Consider the following 17,091-nt stretch of genomic DNA (forward strand, 5'->3'; position numbering starts at 1 on the left):
CCTTTGCGCCATGAAAGGCTCAAAACTTTCATGGCTTATTATTTTATTAAAACTGACTTTATGCATTTTATTCTACTCCCTATGATGCCGAACACAATTTCCCCTCTAGCCAACAACAAGACCAATTCGAATTGTTGTATGCAAAGCTGCTCCAGCTAATCTAATTCTTTAACTAAGTATTTCTTATTTACTATTTCACAGCACATTGACATGCTGAAGAAATTCTATTGTCCAAATTTTCAACATTCAATTTAATGAAATCATCATGGATAACACATGATTGCTTCATCAACATTAAAAAAACAAAATATCGCAATGAAAATCAACTTATCAGTATTCTTATTACTGCTTATTTTTCAGTTCAGCTATGCCCAGCAAGGCACTGGCATATCCGGAAAAGTAACTGAAAATGGAACCGGCCTCCCTCTGCCTGGTGTAAGCATTTATATTAAAGGAACTAAACAAGGAACAACGACAGACCAATCCGGAACCTACCATCTGAATCTTCCTGATGGTCAGAAAACTCTGGTATTTTCTTATTTGGGCTACGAAACTAAGGAGCTTTTGGCTGAAGGAAACACCTTGAACGTGAGCTTGTCCAATTCTCCAAACTCTTTGAATGAGGTGGTAGTGGTGGCTTACGGGACAGCGAAACGAGCCAATTATGTTGGTTCCGTATCACAAATCAAAAGTGAACAACTGGAAAACCGCCAGGTCAGCAACATTAGCAGCGCCCTTCAGGGGATCGCTCCTGGTGTGCAGGCTACTTCTCAAAGTGGTCAGCCTGGTACAACGGCGACCATCAGGATCAGGGGGATCGGATCTATTAATGCTTCCAGCGATCCGCTGTATGTTGTAGATGGTAATCCGTTTTCTGGCGACATTGGCTCTATCAATGTGAATGACATTTCGTCGGTCAGTATTCTTAAAGATGCAGCTTCCAGTGCTTTATATGGATCAAGAGGTGCAAACGGTGTAATCATCATCACCACTAAATCCGGAAAGAATTCTGCAGAGCCACAGATCAGCGCTAATTTTACTGAAGGACTATCCAACAGAGCGGTGAAGGATTACGAACAAATGAACACAGACCAATACTTTGAAAGTTATTGGCTGGCGCTTAAAAACAAACAACTCACCAATGGCTTAACGGATGCTCAGGCACGTGCAACAGCCAGTAAAAATATCCTGACAGACCTTGGCATTAATCCTTACGGTTCAAATTATCCAAATCCAGTTGGCCTTGATGGTAAAATAGTACCAGGAGCAGTTCCCTTATGGAATGACAGCTGGCAAAAGGCTATGCAGCAAACCGCTTTGAGAACCCAGGGCGACCTGAGTTTTAGCGGTGGAAATGAAAAAAGCCAATATTACATTTCTGGCGGATATCTAAATGATAAAGGAATTGCATTAGGATCAGGCTTCAAACGCTACAATGCAAGGGTTAATTTAACTACACAAGCTAAAAAATGGCTTAAAGCAGGCTTGAACATCTCCGCCTCAAATTCTAAGCAAGATTACCCAGTATCTGAAGATAGCAATACGGCCAATGTGATTAACTTTGCCAGATCCATCCCAAGCTTTTACCCGGTATATCAACGCAATGACGATGGATCGTACAAATTAGATGGCGCTGGTAATAAAATTTTTGATTTCGGTGCTTACCGTCCAAATGCAGCTATTCCCAGAAGCAATCTGGCCGCGACTGTAGATTTGGACAAGAATCAGATCTTCAAAGACAATGTTTCTGCCAGAACTTTCCTTGAAGCCACTATTCTACCTGAGCTGAAATTCAAAACAACGTACAGCGGTGACTACACCAATATCAATGAGAACTATTATGCCAACCCATTACTGGGCGAAAGCGCAGAGATCAAGGGTTCTGTAGACAGAACGGTTACCAGGACCTACTCTTATACCTGGAACAACATCCTGACTTATGAAAAAACCTTTGATCAGGATCATCATTTGAGCTTGCTGGCTGGCCAGGAAATCTATAAGTACAACTCAAAAATAATGTCCGGCAGCAGACAAGGTTTTGTACTGCCGGGCTTATATGAACCAGACGCAGCCTCCCAGCTAAACAGTTTCGGTGGTTATGCCCTGGATTATACTCTGTTGAGTTTCCTTGGAAGGGCTGAATACGATTATCAAAACAAATATCTTTTATCTGCATCCATCAGAAGCGATGGTTCTTCCAGATTCTCACCGCAAAGCAGATGGGGTACATTTTGGTCTTTTGGTGGTTCATGGAGAGCTTCCAAAGAAGATTTTCTTAAAGACACAAGATGGTTGAGTAATTTAACCTTAAGAACCAGTTATGGCGCACAAGGCAATGACAATATTGGTGTTTACTATGCCTATGATCCTTTATACGACATCAGGAACAACCTGGGCGAGAACGGATTGGTAACCAAACGTCTGGCTACCCCAGATTTGAAATGGGAGACCAATTTGAATCTAAACATAGGTCTGGATTTTGGGATCTTTAAAGATCGCATCAGTGGTACTGTGGAGTATTTTAACAGAAGGTCTAAGGATTTGCTGTTTAGTAAACCTATGGCAACCTCAACAGGTTTCACTTCTATAGATGCCAATATTGGAGCCTTAAAAAACACAGGTATCGAGGTACAGATCAACGCCATTCCTGTAATCACACCTGATTTCAGATGGGCTGTGAGTTTAAATGCCACACATTATAAAAACACCATTACCGACCTTCCGCAGAACAACATCATTTCCGGAAACAAAATGTTACGTATAGGAGGCTCAATATATGATTTTTACCTTCGGGAATGGGCTGGTGTTGATCCGGCCAATGGAAATCCACTCTGGTATATGACCAACAGTAACGGCCAGAAAGTGACAACCAATGATTACAGTAAGGCGACCCAATATATACAAGATAGCTCACTGCCAACACTTACCGGTGGTTTTACAAATACATTTACCTACAAGCAGTTTGAACTTTCTGCCTTATTGTCTTACAGTATTGGAGGCAAGATCCTGGACAACGATTATGTTTCCCTAATGCAAAACGGAAGCAATCCGGGAGCAGCATGGTCTGTAGAAATGCTCAATCACTGGACGCCTGAAAACCCGAACACGGATGTTCCGCGTTTAACCACAGATAATCTTGGATGGACACAGGCATCCACACGTTTCCTTTATAGTGCCACTTACGCGCGTTTAAAAAATGTAAACCTGAGCTACAGATTGCCTAAATCAATTTCCAATAAGATCGGTATCGATAACCTGAAATTTTTCCTGACCGGAGAGAACCTGCTTACTTTCTACGGGCATAAAGGCATGGATCCGGAACAGACCATTCAGGGCGCAACCTACTACCGTTACCCGGCCATCCGTACCTACTCTGCCGGTGTGAATTTAACTTTTTAATGGACCTTAATTTTTACAAAATGAAACTCAACATACTTACCCCTTTACTGCTCTCTGTGCTTTTAATCAGTGTCAGCAGCTGCAAGAAGGAACTTACTACTACTCCCACGAATGCGGTTTCGGCAAGCTTGATCTATGGAGATGTAGACAATATCGAAACTGTTTTGAACGGTACCTGGGCCTATATGAACGATACCTATTTCACTTATGCCAATCCAGGTTATAGCACCATTCTGAGAACCAGTGACGCGATGGGCGACGATGTAGCGATCATTACCAATAAATATGGATACAGAGATGCCTACCAGTTTACTCTGTCCACCAATCAGACCCGTTTAAACGCAATCTGGACCATTATGTATAAGGTAATTGACAATTGTAACAACATCATCACCAAGATAGATGCAGCAAACGGATCGGCAGAGAAAAAGGCACAGGTAAAAGGACAAGCGCTCGCACTCAGAGCAAATAGCTATTTAAACCTGGCTACCTATTACCAGTTCTCTTATCTTAAAGACCCTCAGGCCAAAGCTATACCGATTTATACTACCCCAACAGAGGCAAATACTCAGGGTAAACCAAAATCTACTTTAGAAGAGGTTTATAAATTAATCACCGCCGACCTGAGCCAGGCAGAAACTTTACTGGCCAGCTATTCCAGACCCGTGAAATACAAAATCAATATTGATGTAGTGCACGGATTGCAGGCCCGGACCTATTTGAACATGGGCAATTGGGCACTGGCTGCTGAAAAAGCGGCAGCTGCGAGAAAAAACTATACCTACATGACGGCGACTGCCTATTACAATGGCTTTAACGATTTAACAAATGAGGAGTGGATTTGGGGGCATGGTCAAAAGCCGGATCAGAACACGGAGAGTTACACCTTTAACTTTCTAGATGTAAGTTCTTCTTCTTCATACTATTACAGTTTTATGGCCGACCCTAATTTCAAATCTTTGTTTGATCAAAATGACATCAGAACTAAATTGTTTTCCTGGGATGGTTTGCCAAGCCGGGAGGGTTATCTCCGGTATGCTAAGTTTAAGTTCCGTGCAGATCAAACTGGGGATATTGTGTTGATGCGATCTTCTGAAATGACCCTTATCCAGGCAGAAGGCCTGGCCAGGAGTTCTGATCTGCAAGGTGCCGTACAGTATTTGAATGAACTTAGAAGTGCAAGAAATGCAGATCTGTTTGTTCTAGGCACAAAAACCAAGGAAGATGTGATTGCAGCCATCATGGTGGAGAGAAGAAAAGAATTGTGGGGTGAAGGCTTTGCCTTGTCTGATATCTTAAGGACTCAAGCTGCATTGGTAAGACTTCCTTACAATGACGTTAATGGCAACCCAATACAGGTTGTAGTGACTACGCCTGATGGCAGCACCAAAACCGTTGCAGCTAAACAGCACACTACACTTAAATTCCCGGATGGAACGGCATTTAAACCAAATAGCCCTTATTATTTGTTTAATATTCCTCAATCCGAGTTGAATACCAATCCTAACATCAATAAATAGAAGTTTAATAACAATCTGTAAAAGGCTGGATCACTAATCATGATCTGGCCTTTTTTTATAAATAAAGGAGGGTGGGTGAATTGTTCGAAAAATTCTGTACAGCTGCTTCAAGACTAACGATATCAAGCGGGCCGAAAAGGCCCGCAGATCTCTGAGGTCTTTCCGCAGCGTACGAGAATTTTTCGTAGCAAACTGCAGAGTAAGGAGGTGATCCGAGCAAAGGCGCAAGTCCATGCATAGCGCAGATCTGGGTTTATTCTCACTCATCTCTTATCGATTAACCAATTTCCGTAATCCTGCGAGTAAAAAATAAACACTATCCAATAAACTCATCTGCGCCATGCCCGGACTCGCCCCATTGCTTAAGCGCTATATAAAAACCAAACTGCGAATAAAAAATAAACACTATCAAATAAACTCGTATGCGCCATGCCCGGACTCGCCCCATTGCTTAAGCGCCATATAAAAATCAATATTACTCAGAGAGGACCTCAGGGCGCCTTGCCACAAGAGCGAAGCGGGGCAAGGAGTCCAGTCCTCGAAGAGTAATTTGATTTTTCCTTTAGCTTAAACAACATTTTTTCTTATATTGGCCTCCGAAACTTTAGGGGTGCCTTAGTGCTGAGAAATACCCTTTGAACCTGATGCGGTTAGTACCGCCGAAGGGAAAAGTAAGATGGATCTGCATGTGTTTAATCAAACACATCTATTTCATTCCTAAAGTAGTAATCTGAACAGGAATGAAAATAAAAATCAACAACCAGGAAAAAGAAATTGCAGAGCATACTACTTTGCAAAACATTGTTTTCGGCCATCTCGGCGATAAACAAAACGGTACAGCTGTCGCGGTGAACAACTCCGTGATCCAAAAATCGCTGTACGAAAGCTATCAACTCAAAGCCAACGACGACATTCTGATCATTAAAGCAACACAAGGAGGTTAAAAAATGAATAATTCCAAGAAAATTTATGTTCATGGGCAACGCCATGACATTAAAGTGGCCATGCGCCAGATTACCCTTTCCGAAACCAAACTTCATAGTGGAGGTATAGAATTAAATGCGCCGGTTACAGTCTATGATACGAGTGGTGCCTATACTGATGATGAGATTGAAATTGACATCAAAAAAGGACTTCCCCGTTTAAGAGAAGCGTGGATCCTTCAAAGAAATGATGTAGAACAACTCGGCACAGTAAGTTCAGTTTATGGCAAAGAGAGAAAAGAAAATCCAGCACTTGACCATCTGAGATTTGAGCATATACAAAAACCCATGCGTGCTAAAGAAGGCTGTAATGTTACCCAGCTTCACTATGCAAAGAAAGGTATGATTACCCCGGAAATGGAATACATTGCCATCCGGGAGAATCAGCTGATCAACGAGATGGAAGGCCAGTTTGCAGAAAGTACAGAAATGCTCAGCACCCAACATCCAGGGCATAGTTTTGGCGCAAACACACCCAAAGGATTCATTACTCCTGAATTTGTAAGAGATGAAGTTGCAGCTGGAAGGGCCATTATTCCAAACAATATTAACCACCCGGAAAGTGAGCCTATGATTATTGGCCGTAATTTCCTGGTAAAAATCAATGCAAACATTGGAAACAGTGCGGTAACTTCTACCATTGATGAGGAAGTAGATAAAGCTGTTTGGGCCTGTCGATGGGGCGCAGATACCATCATGGACCTTTCCACTGGTAAAAACATTCATGAAACACGCGAATGGATCATCCGGAACTCTCCTGTTCCAATTGGTACCGTACCTATCTATCAGGCACTGGAAAAGGTAAATGGCAAAGCCGAAGACCTGACCTGGGAACTCTTTAGAGATACCCTGATTGAACAAGCGGAACAAGGGGTATCTTATTTCACCATCCACGCAGGAGTACTCCTTAGATATATTCCACTGACCGCCAAACGCGTTACAGGTATTGTATCCCGTGGAGGAAGTATCATGGCTAAATGGTGTCTGGCGCATCACAAAGAAAATTTCCTGTATACACACTTTGAAGACATCTGCAAGATCATGCAACAATATGATGTTGCCTTTTCATTAGGCGATGGTCTTCGCCCCGGCTCCATCGCGGATGCGAATGATGCTGCTCAATTTGCAGAATTGGAAACCCTCGGCGAATTGACAAAACTCGCCTGGAAGTATGATGTACAGGTGATGGTAGAAGGTCCTGGGCATGTGCCAATGCACCTGATCAAAGAAAACATGGACAAACAGCTCAAAGAATGTCATGAAGCTCCATTCTATACCTTAGGTCCATTGACTACTGACATTGCTCCTGGTTATGATCACATTACATCGGCAATTGGAGCCGCCATGATTGGCTGGTTTGGTACGGCAATGCTCTGCTATGTAACACCAAAAGAACACCTCGGCTTACCCAACAAAAAGGATGTTAAAGACGGAGTGATCACTTACAAACTGGCTGCACATGCCGCAGACCTTGCTAAAGGCCATCCGGGCGCCCAGTACAGAGACAACGCCCTGAGTAAGGCACGATTTGAATTCCGCTGGGAAGATCAGTTCAACCTTTCTCTGGATCCAGATACCGCACGCGAGTTTCATGATGAAACCTTACCAGCTGAAGGTGCAAAAATTGCTCACTTTTGCTCCATGTGTGGCCCTAAATTCTGTTCGATGAAAATTACCCAGGAAATTAGGGATTCTGCTGCCAGCGGATTGTTTGAAAAAGCTGAAGAATTTAAAATGCAAGGCAGCCAGATCTATTCCTAATGGAAATGATTGTGGTTTCCAATCCGGTTCCTTTTAAAAGGGAGCCGGAAATTTTAAACAGGCTTTTTGATCAGGGGCTTCTGGTACTTCATTTACGAAAACCAGCATACACCAAGATGAAATACAGGGAATTATTGAAAAAAATCAAATCGGAACACCATCAAAAAATTGCATTGCACCAGTACCATGAGCTTGCAGTTGAGTTTGGAATTCATCGATTTCATTACCCGGAAAAATCGAGAACAGAAAGTATTATCCCACCTAAATTAAAGGGACAAGTCTACTCCACTTCTGTACATTATCTTAAGGATTTTGACCAGGACCTATCCGGATTTGACTATGTGCTGATGGGACCGGTATTCGACAGCATCAGTAAAACAGGATATAAAGAAATGGATTACAAAAACCACCCTAACCAATTGAAAAATAACAATATTAAAATATATGGAATTGGCGGTATAACTCCAGGTAATGGGTTAAAAACCCAGAAATATGGCTTTTATGGGGTGGCAATAATGGGTTATTTATGGCAACAAAAGGATCCAGTAGCAACCTACCGGTTAATAAAAAAAACATGGAATACAGCAGACCAATTGTAATGAGTATTGCGGGCCTCGACCCTTCTGGAGGAGCAGGTATTCTGGCAGATATAAAAACCTTTGAACAACACAAATGCCTGGGCTTTGGGGTAGCTTCTGCCCTAACCAGTCAAACCGAAAATAGGTTCATCGGAATGAATTGGATACCCCTGATCCAGATACAAGAGCAGATCACGCCACTACTGGAGCAGTATAGGATCGAAGTGATCAAAATCGGAATTATAAAGAACCTCACACTTCTTCGTAACCTTGTCAAGTGGCTAAGATTGCAGTTACCAAACGTTAAACTGATCTGGGATCCAGTTGCATCAGCATCCACCGGCTTTTCTTTTATGAGTAATCCTGATGGCGCTCTACTGCAAGAGGTTCTCAATCAGATATACCTACTATGTCCAAATACAGCTGAAGCACAATTTCTAACTGGAATGACCGATGAGCAGCAAGCCGCAAGCCAATTGAGCAAACACTGTAATGTTTTGCTCAAGGGAGGGCACTCCATCGCCCACAAGGGAACAGATATGCTGTATAGTTCAACAGGCGTCATTCCTATTTTTTCAACACAAAAGAACCTGCCCCAAAAGCATGGATCCGGCTGCATATTATCTTCTGCAATTGCAGCCAATATGGCCTGTAAATTAAGCCTCTATGAAGCTTGTATTGCAGCAAAAAATTATATTGAAAAAGCACTAAACAGCAATTTAAATTTATTGGCCTATCATGCTTAAAAAACTCATGTATATCTCTCAGGGAGAAAGCCAGGAAGCTCAGCTCTTTAATATCAGTAAAGCTTTAGATTACGGATGTAACTGGATACAAATCAGATATAAAAACAGAACAGAATCAGAAGTACTACAACTCACTGAGCAGACTAAAAAAGTGATTTCCAGCTTCGTGGATGTGACCCTGATTATTAACGACCACCCCAGAGTGGCTCTCCTTACCGATGCCGACGGCGTGCACCTAGGATTAACGGACAGCCCTGTTAGAGAAGCCCGGACTTTATTGGGAGCACATAAAATTATTGGCGGCACCGCCAACACAATTGACGACTTGCTGCAGCGCACGGCTGAAGGCTGCGACTATATTGGCCTTGGCCCCTACAGATATACAACGACCAAAGCAAAACTCAGCCCTATTCTTGGACTGACCGGCTACCAAAGCCTTTTCTGTCAGCTCAAAGAATTGAATGTGGCATATCCTCCAGTCTACGCCATTGGTGGCATCCTTCCGGAGGATATAGAAGACCTGATGAAAACTGGCCTTTACGGAATCGCCTTTTCAGGTCTGCTCAGCCAGCATCCAAACCCAACAAAATTAATGGACACCCTTAGAAAAAAAACACATGAAACACTTGAATATAGCAGGTAGAGAATTCAAATCAAGGTTATTTCTGGGAACAGGAAAATTTGGTTCGCCCGAAGAAATGGAGGCCGCTGTACTGGCCTCTCAAAGTGAATTGGTCACAGTAGCACTAAAAAGAATAGACCTCAATACTGAAACAGACACTTTAATTAACTCCCTTAAACATAAACACATCAGCATATTACCAAATACATCAGGAGCAAGAAATGCAAAAGAGGCGGTTTTTGCAGCACAGCTGGCCAGGGAGGCGTTGGAAACCAACTGGCTAAAACTGGAGATTCATCCGGACCCCAAGTACCTACTTCCTGACGCGGTTGAAACCTTAAAGGCCACGGAAGAGCTGGCTAAGCTTGGGTTCATTATTCTTCCGTATATCCATGCAGATCCAGTGCTTTGTAAACAATTGGAAGAAGCAGGCACAGCAGCCGTGATGCCATTAGGTTCTCCTATAGGAACAAATAAGGGCTTAAGGACACAGGATTTTCTGGAGATCATTATAGAACAAAGTAAAGTGCCAGTGATCATTGATGCCGGCATTGGAGCCCCCTCAGATGCAGCGAAAGCAATGGAACTTGGTGCAGATGCCGTATTGGTGAATACTGCCATTGCAAGCTCCAGACACCCGACAGAAATGGCACTTGCTTTCAGACTTGCAGTAGAAGCCGGAAGAACTGCCTTTGAAGCACAACTGGCTACAACCCGGCAACATGCTGAAGCCAGCAGCCCACTTACCGGATTTTTAAACTTCTAGATCATGTTTACTAAACAATTTGATTCTTTTGACTGGGAAGAGGTGAAAGAAAGCATACTTTCCAAAACCGAACAGGATGTTATCAATGCACTAAATAAAGATAGACGCAGTTTAGAGGACTTCAAAGCCCTGATCTCCCCAGCAGCCTCACCTTACCTCGAACAGATGGCTTTGATTAGCCAGAAGCTCACCAGAAAGCGTTTCGGAAAAACCATTCAGATGTATATTCCACTTTACCTCAGTAATGAGTGTCAGAACATCTGCACCTATTGCGCCTTTAGTCTGGACAATAAGATCAGGCGAAAAACGCTGAGTGATGCCGAGATATTACAGGAAATAGCAGTACTCAAAAAGATGGGTTATGACCATGTACTACTGGTAACTGGCGAAGCCAATCTGACCGTTGGTGTAGCTTATCTCAAAAATGCCATCCGGCTTATTAAACCTCACTTCACTCATGTATCACTGGAAGTACAACCACTTGATACCTATGACTATCAGGAACTTATTAAAGAAGGATTAAGCACAGTTCTGGTTTATCAGGAAACCTATCACAAGGAAAATTACAAGCGGTATCACCCGAAGGGGAAAAAATCCAATTTCAATTACCGCCTCGAAACGCCAGACCGGCTTGGCCAGGCCAACATCCATAAAATTGGCTTAGGCACACTCATTGGTCTGGAAGACTGGCGCACAGATTGCTTCTTTACAGCCCTTCATTTAGATTACCTGGAGAAAACCTACTGGCAAACAAAATACTCTGTTTCTTTTCCAAGATTAAGACCCATAGAGCTTGCAGGATCCAATGAGACGGTACTCAAGGAATACAACAACTACATGAGTGACCGGGAGCTGGTACAACTGATCTGCGCCTGGCGATTGTTTAACACAGAACTGGAGATTTCCATTTCCACGCGCGAAGAGGAAAATTTTAGAAACCACCTGATCCAGCTGGGCATCACCAGCATCAGTGCGGGCTCTAAAACGAACCCCGGCGGTTATATAGTAGAACCGGAATCCCTGGAGCAATTTGAGATCTCTGATGAAAGAAGTTCAGCTGAGATCGCCAATATGATCAGAGCACAGGGCTACGAACCTGTATGGAAAGACTGGGATAAAACTTTTGGACATTAATATGCTGGCTAAAGAAGAATTTCAAAGATATCTCAAGCAAATCCTGCTGGACGATATCGGCCTGTATGGGCAAAACAAATTAAAGGAAGCTAAAGTAGCGGTAATTGGAGCTGGCGGATTAGGCTGTCCGGTGTTACAGTATCTTTGCGCTGCGGGCATTGGGCATTTGGGCATTATTGATTTTGACGTCGTGGAGGAATCTAATCTGCACCGGCAGATTTTATACGGACAAACCGACATCGGCCTTAAAAAAGTTCAGGCGGCGTATAAAAGACTTTCGGAACAGAACCCGAATACCATTTTTGATATTCATGACTGCGTAGTTACTGAGGACAACGCATGGCAACTTCTCAAAGATTATGATTTTGTTGTAGATGGTTGTGATAATTTTGCCACCCGTTATGCGGTAAATGATGCTTGTGTTTCGCTTGGCAAACCATTGGTTTACGGAAGTATTTTAGGCTATATGGGGCAATTGGCAGGTTTCAACATAGGAGGTTCAAAAAACCTGAGAAACTTGTTTCCTGAACCTCCCAATCCTGAAGATGTTCCCTCCTGTTCTGAAAACGGAGTTTTAGGTACAGTTCCGGGAATTGTAGGTACAATTATGGCCCAGATGACCATTGATATGGTTCTGGGCCGTTTTGAATTCAGAGATCAGTTCATCCTGCTCAATACAAGAACATTGGAAAGGACAGTACTCCATATAACCTAAACGGAGATTAATCCACCCGGTTTAGAATTGTCTCTATACGCTGAAGTTCATCTTCGGTAAAAAGAATATTATCCAGGCATTTCAGAGAATCAGCCAGTTGCTCTGGTTTACTCGCACCTACGAGCACAGAAGTAACCCTTGGATCTTTTAAAAGCCAGGATAAAGCCATATGTGCCAGCTTTTGTCCACGTTCTGCAGCAATTTCATTTAATTCATTTATTTGCTGCAATTTACCTTCGGTAATTTGGCTGCTTTGAAGAAATCCATGTGATTTGGCAGCTCTGGAATCTGCCGGAATCCCGCCAAGGTATTTATCCGTCAACATGCCCTGAGCCAAAGGAGAAAAAGGAATACAACCTACGCCTTCCTTTTGAAGTACATCCAGAAGGCCACCTTCCACCCAGCGTTCGAACATCGAGTATTTAGGCTGATGGATCACACATGGTGTGCCCAGCTGTTTTAGAATCCGGATCGCTTTTTCAGCCTCTTCCGCCTTGTAATTGGAAATTCCGGCATATAAAGCTTTTCCCTGACGCACCAGAAGATCCAGGGCCATCATCGTCTCCTCTAAAGGAGTTTCCGGATCCGGACGATGGTGATAAAAAATATCTACATAATCCAGATCCATTCTTTTAAGACTCTGATCAAGGCTGGATACCAGGTATTTCTTAGATCCCCAATCTCCATAAGGACCTGCCCACATGGTATAACCAGCTTTGGTCGAGATCACCATTTCGTCCCTGAAAGCTTTAAAGTCCTCTTTTAAGATCTTGCCGAAATTTTCTTCTGCAGATCCTGGAGGCGGTCCGTAATTATTCGCCAGGTCAAAATGTGTAATTCCATGATCAAAGGCAAGTTTCAATATGCTTCTGGAATTCTCCAGGACATCTACATGTCCAAAATTATGCCATAAACCAAGGGATAAAGCGGGAAGCTTTAACCCACTATGGCCACAGCGACGATATTGCATTTTCTCATACCGATCTTCTGCAGGGATATAACTCATATAATCTTGTTTTAGATAAAGTCCTAAATTAACGAAGTAATTTTGTTTGAAACAAAAAAGCCTCCAATAATCGGAGGCTTTTAGAAGGAAACAGTAGAGTATTAATTTTTAATAGTCATCATTCAAGGCAAAGACTGCATTTCTGTTCATCCATTTCCCACTGGTAAAATCAGGAAAATCAATGGTCTCATTGCCCAATTCAATAGATTGCTCGCTCAGTGGAGTGATTGCACTCCATGCAGCAGCATCATAAACATCAAGTGGTGTTGGTGTTCCGCGTTTTGCAGATTCGATGAAGGCATGAATAACAAAGAAATCCATTCCGCCGTGCCCCGCTCCTGTTGCATCGTTGCCATATTTCTTCCAAAGTGGGTGATCATATTTATCCAGCCATTCTTTTGCATTATCCCACTGATGTGGTTTGCTTTTGCCCTCCACATAAATACTGTTATTTACGTCCATCCAAAGACCATCTGTTCCTTGAACCCTAAAGCCCAGAGAATAAGGCCTTGGTGAGTTGGTATCGTGCTGAAGGATAATCGTTTCCCCATTTGCACACTGAATAGTAGTGGTCACGATATCTCCAAGTCTGAATTTAACTTTTGCATTTGGATGGTTTTCACCACCATGATCTACGATATATTTATGCAGGCCACGGGATTGCGTAGCAAATGAACTCAATTTTAAGAATCTGTTGCCACGATTGATATTGATGCATTGAGCTACCGGACCAATACCATGGGTGGGATAAAGATCGCCATTACGGTGTACGGAATGATTTGTTCTCCATTTCGCCTCAGAAAAACCTTTTTCATTGAATTCAACACCCCCGCCATAAGATTTTACACCATCATTAAATTTTACCTCCCGCAAATCATGCTGATATCCACCCTGGAGGTGGGTAATTTCGCCAAAAAGGCCCTGTCTTACCATATTCAAAACAGCAAGAACATCTCTCCTGTAGCAAACATTCTCCAGCATCATAACCTGTGCATCGTGCTTTTCTGCGGCCTGAACCACATCCCAGTGATCCTGAAGGGTAATGCCCAGCATAACCTCCGTAGCCACATATTTAACACCTGCTTCCAGTGAACCGATGATCATTGGTTTATGCCATTCCCAAGGAGTTGCGATCAATACAGATTTAAGATCTTTAGTTTGCTGAAGCATTTTCTTCCAGGCATAGTTGTCACCTGTATATATCCTGGGCATAGGTTTACCGCTTTTGGTGATCATGGCTTTTGCCATCTCCAGCATTCTAGGTTCGACATCACAAATGGCGACCAGTTCGACATCATCTCTTTTTAAGATAAGCGCAAGATGATTCTGGCCACGCAAGCCTACACCCATCATGGCTATTTTAAGTTTTTCGCCAGCATAATTGGCAAAAAGAGTTTTTTCCGGAAGGACGGTCAGGGCAGCTGCCGTCAAACTGGTCGTTCTTACAAATTCACGTCTGTTCATAATTGTGTTCTGGTTGTTTTAATATTCAGATATATTTGTGGTTAACAATTGGTTTCCTTCCGAAGCAAATCTTCCTTCAAGCTGCAAAAAATGAAATTGACCTCGATTTAAACTGAACGCCCCTACCCAATTTTCTTGCGAAAACTGTTCTGATTTCAAAATAGCAAGGGTGAGTCCAATCTGATCAACCAATTTGAGCTTAGCATAACTTTTTCCATAAGGCTGAGGTTTAACTTCAAGAATAAACTGAAGGTCCTCAATCAGCTTATCATAATGGATTTTACTCTTTGACTGCAGATCACCAATAAACAGATAACCTGCTGCATTTACGCCTAAGGTAATTTCATTTAATGCAGGTAATCCGGCATCTTTAACACCAATCCGGAGACTGATTCCGCTCAATCCCTCTGGCGTTTCCAAATTACCTGCACCGAATTTAAGGGAAAACTCATATTTGGTTAACTGAGGTAATAGGCCTGACTCTACAACTTCAGGCAGTGATTTCCATGCCTTGAAAAACGGAAGTGTACCTTCGTTAATCAAATAGGCCGGTGTTTCGATAACCGGCTCCGGTTCTGAAGTATCCAGTTCATTGGGCGGAGTGCCTTTAAAAAGAATATTAAAGATTTCTCTTCTTTGCATGAAGTTTTGGTTCGCTTGGATTTAGTGATTCCAAATTAGGCAATACACAGGCAATATGGGAAGCCAAATTCAAGAATAATCACGCAAACGTTTGATAATTATAAAAGCAAACGTTTGTTTTATTTTCAACATATTTGATTTTGTACTGTTTTCTCCAGGAAAATATGTATTCAAGAAAAAAGAAGAGGCATTTACTCCCCTGGATTTAGGTCTGTGATTCTAACGCATTAAAATCCTCTCCAAATGAAGTTTTTTGATGCATTTCAGCCATTAATCAATACAATATTGACAGAGGAGATCAAACGTTTGTGTGGTTTTAATGCCAAACTTGCCCACTCCAGATATCATTTGACCCCTACATTCAATAAAGCTTAACGCCAAACGGATATTTTAACCAACCTAAACAAAATAATTCATGACAAAGACCCTAATTCCCGCTTTGCTCCTGCTATTTACAACCCTAGGAAGCTCTGCTCAGCGGACATCTGTGGCGTTGGCCGGGAACGCCTGGATAACGCACAGGTCCGCAGAAAACTCAGAAAAAATTACAAAGAGCGGTTTAACGGACTGGAAAGATTCACAGACTGTGACCAGTATTTATTTCCGCGTTGAACAGCCCGGCATATTAAAACTTTCACTCGTGATGACAACGCACCCAGAAAAGAGCACATTTAAAGTTATACTCGGAAATCAATCTGTTACCAAAACGATTTCCGGAGCAACAACAGATACACTTTTGATCGGGGATTTTAAAGTCATTGAAAAGGGCTACCAGCAGGTAAAACTCCAGGGCATATCCAAAACAGGATATGATTTTGGAAAAGTGAACAGCTTAATAGTTGAAGGTACTCCTGCAGCAACTTTAAGCTATGTAAAAGACAATGACGACAATCGGTATTACTGGGGTCGGCGAGGCCCTTCTGTCCATCTGGCTTATACAGCCCCTGACAACATAAAAGATCACGTAGAATGGTTTTACAACGAACTTATGGTTCCAAATGATATGGATCCGGTGGGTTCCTATTTCATGTCGAATGGATTTGAACAAGGTTATTTTGGCATGCAGGTAAACGGCCAGAAAGAACGCCGCATCTTATTCTCCGTCTGGAGCCCTTTTCAGACGGACAACCCTGCCAGCATTCCCGATGATCAAAAGATCAGGCTCCTGAAGAAAGGTGATGGTGTAAGGTCCGGCGAATTTGGATCTGAAGGATCGGGAGGCCAAAGTTATCTGATCTATCCCTGGGTAGCTGGACAAACATATGCATTTTTAACCCGTGCACAGCCCAATGCCGGGAGCAATAAAACTGTTTTCACTTCATGGTTTAAGCCTGAGCATGGTAAATGGATGCTCATTGCCAGTTTTGAGCGACCTAATACCAATTCGAGTCTTAAACACCTACACTCCTTTCTTGAAAACTTCCAACCAGATATGGGCAATTTACCCCGCACTGCAAATTATGGAAATCAATGGCTGGCAGATGCCAACGGCAACTGGACTGAAATCACAGAAATGAAATTTACAGGAGATGATATAGCAAACAGGGGCTATAGAAAAGACTTTGGCGGCGGATCTAAAGGCACCACCTTCTATCTTAAAAATGGCGGATTCTTTAATGACTCTACTCCCTTACAGTCCACTTTTAGCCGGCAGGCCAACCAGAATAAAGCCCCGGTAATTGATCTTAATTCACTCCCATAACCTACAGACCTATTTTAAATCAAGCCCTGGTTAATATAACCAGGGCTTTTTTA

The 17,091-nt window shown here is 42.6% G+C and carries 15 protein-coding genes and 1 riboswitch; of the genes, 12 read left to right on the forward strand and 3 right to left on the reverse strand.

The window, feature by feature from the left end:
* The first annotated feature begins 315 nt into the window (after positions 1-315).
* The 10 genes from DBR11_RS10590 to DBR11_RS10635 all read left to right on the forward strand — a co-directional run bounded on the left by DBR11_RS10590 (position 316) and on the right by DBR11_RS10635 (position 12,224).
* The gene (locus tag DBR11_RS10590; protein ID WP_108552415.1) at positions 316-3,399 is read left to right on the forward strand and encodes a TonB-dependent receptor; all 3,084 of its coding nucleotides are present in this window, start codon (positions 316-318) and stop codon (positions 3,397-3,399) included.
* 20 nt (positions 3,400-3,419) lie between these two features.
* Positions 3,420-4,919, forward strand: a complete 1,500-nt coding sequence (locus DBR11_RS10595) for a RagB/SusD family nutrient uptake outer membrane protein (protein ID WP_108552418.1) — start codon at positions 3,420-3,422, stop codon at positions 4,917-4,919.
* A 596-nt stretch (positions 4,920-5,515) separates the two neighbouring features.
* Positions 5,516-5,604, forward strand: a riboswitch (TPP riboswitch).
* 55 nt (positions 5,605-5,659) lie between these two features.
* Positions 5,660-5,863, forward strand: a complete 204-nt coding sequence (thiS, locus tag DBR11_RS10600) for a sulfur carrier protein ThiS (RefSeq protein ID WP_108552391.1) — start codon at positions 5,660-5,662, stop codon at positions 5,861-5,863.
* Between the two features lie 3 nt (positions 5,864-5,866).
* Positions 5,867-7,663, forward strand: a complete 1,797-nt coding sequence (gene thiC / locus DBR11_RS10605) for a phosphomethylpyrimidine synthase ThiC (protein WP_108552393.1) — start codon at positions 5,867-5,869, stop codon at positions 7,661-7,663.
* A complete protein-coding gene (locus tag DBR11_RS10610; protein ID WP_108552395.1) occupies positions 7,663-8,262 on the forward strand; it encodes a thiamine phosphate synthase in 600 nt (199 codons plus the stop codon). Before thiC ends, DBR11_RS10610 begins: the two co-directional genes overlap by 1 nt.
* Positions 8,238-8,987, forward strand: coding sequence for a hydroxymethylpyrimidine/phosphomethylpyrimidine kinase (locus tag DBR11_RS10615; RefSeq protein WP_158275262.1), 750 nt, complete (start codon positions 8,238-8,240; stop codon positions 8,985-8,987). Before DBR11_RS10610 ends, DBR11_RS10615 begins: the two co-directional genes overlap by 25 nt.
* Positions 8,980-9,630 carry a thiamine phosphate synthase gene (locus tag DBR11_RS10620; RefSeq protein WP_108552399.1) on the forward strand — a complete coding sequence of 217 codons (651 nt, stop codon included), beginning with the start codon at positions 8,980-8,982 and terminating at the stop codon, positions 9,628-9,630. Before DBR11_RS10615 ends, DBR11_RS10620 begins: the two co-directional genes overlap by 8 nt.
* On the forward strand, positions 9,605-10,375 hold the full coding sequence (locus DBR11_RS10625) for a thiazole synthase (RefSeq protein WP_108552401.1): 771 nt from the start codon (positions 9,605-9,607) through the stop codon (positions 10,373-10,375). The genes DBR11_RS10620 and DBR11_RS10625 overlap by 26 nt, the downstream gene beginning before the upstream one ends.
* A gap of 3 nt (positions 10,376-10,378) precedes the next feature.
* Entirely contained in the window at positions 10,379-11,509 is a 1,131-nt protein-coding gene (gene thiH, locus DBR11_RS10630; protein ID WP_108552403.1) for a 2-iminoacetate synthase ThiH, read from the forward strand.
* A gap of 1 nt (position 11,510) precedes the next feature.
* Positions 11,511-12,224 (forward strand): HesA/MoeB/ThiF family protein, encoded by a 714-nt coding sequence (locus tag DBR11_RS10635; RefSeq protein ID WP_108552405.1) that lies wholly within the window; start codon positions 11,511-11,513, stop codon positions 12,222-12,224.
* 7 nt (positions 12,225-12,231) lie between these two features.
* Here the strand turns inward: DBR11_RS10635 and mgrA are convergent, their stop codons facing one another.
* The 3 genes from mgrA to DBR11_RS10650 form a co-directional block, all read right to left on the reverse strand.
* Complete coding sequence (gene mgrA, locus DBR11_RS10640) at positions 12,232-13,230, reverse strand: L-glyceraldehyde 3-phosphate reductase (RefSeq protein ID WP_108552407.1); 999 nt, start codon at positions 13,228-13,230, stop codon at positions 12,232-12,234.
* Between the two features lie 108 nt (positions 13,231-13,338).
* Positions 13,339-14,694 carry a Gfo/Idh/MocA family protein gene (locus tag DBR11_RS10645; RefSeq protein WP_108552409.1) on the reverse strand — a complete coding sequence of 452 codons (1,356 nt, stop codon included), beginning with the start codon at positions 14,692-14,694 and terminating at the stop codon, positions 13,339-13,341.
* A gap of 18 nt (positions 14,695-14,712) precedes the next feature.
* Positions 14,713-15,336 (reverse strand): hypothetical protein, encoded by a 624-nt coding sequence (locus DBR11_RS10650; protein ID WP_108552411.1) that lies wholly within the window; start codon positions 15,334-15,336, stop codon positions 14,713-14,715.
* A gap of 243 nt (positions 15,337-15,579) precedes the next feature.
* Here DBR11_RS10650 and DBR11_RS30530 point away from each other — a divergent pair, with 243 nt between their 5' ends.
* Both DBR11_RS30530 and DBR11_RS10655 read left to right on the forward strand, forming a co-directional pair.
* On the forward strand, positions 15,580-15,711 hold the full coding sequence (locus DBR11_RS30530; RefSeq protein ID WP_255564069.1) for a hypothetical protein: 132 nt from the start codon (positions 15,580-15,582) through the stop codon (positions 15,709-15,711).
* Between the two features lie 40 nt (positions 15,712-15,751).
* Positions 15,752-17,038 (forward strand): DUF3472 domain-containing protein, encoded by a 1,287-nt coding sequence (locus DBR11_RS10655; RefSeq protein ID WP_108552413.1) that lies wholly within the window; start codon positions 15,752-15,754, stop codon positions 17,036-17,038.
* The last annotated feature ends 53 nt before the right edge of the window (positions 17,039-17,091 follow it).

Origin of the sequence: Pedobacter sp. HMWF019, assembly GCF_003061025.1 — a bacterium.
Lineage (GTDB): Bacteria > Bacteroidota > Bacteroidia > Sphingobacteriales > Sphingobacteriaceae > Pedobacter.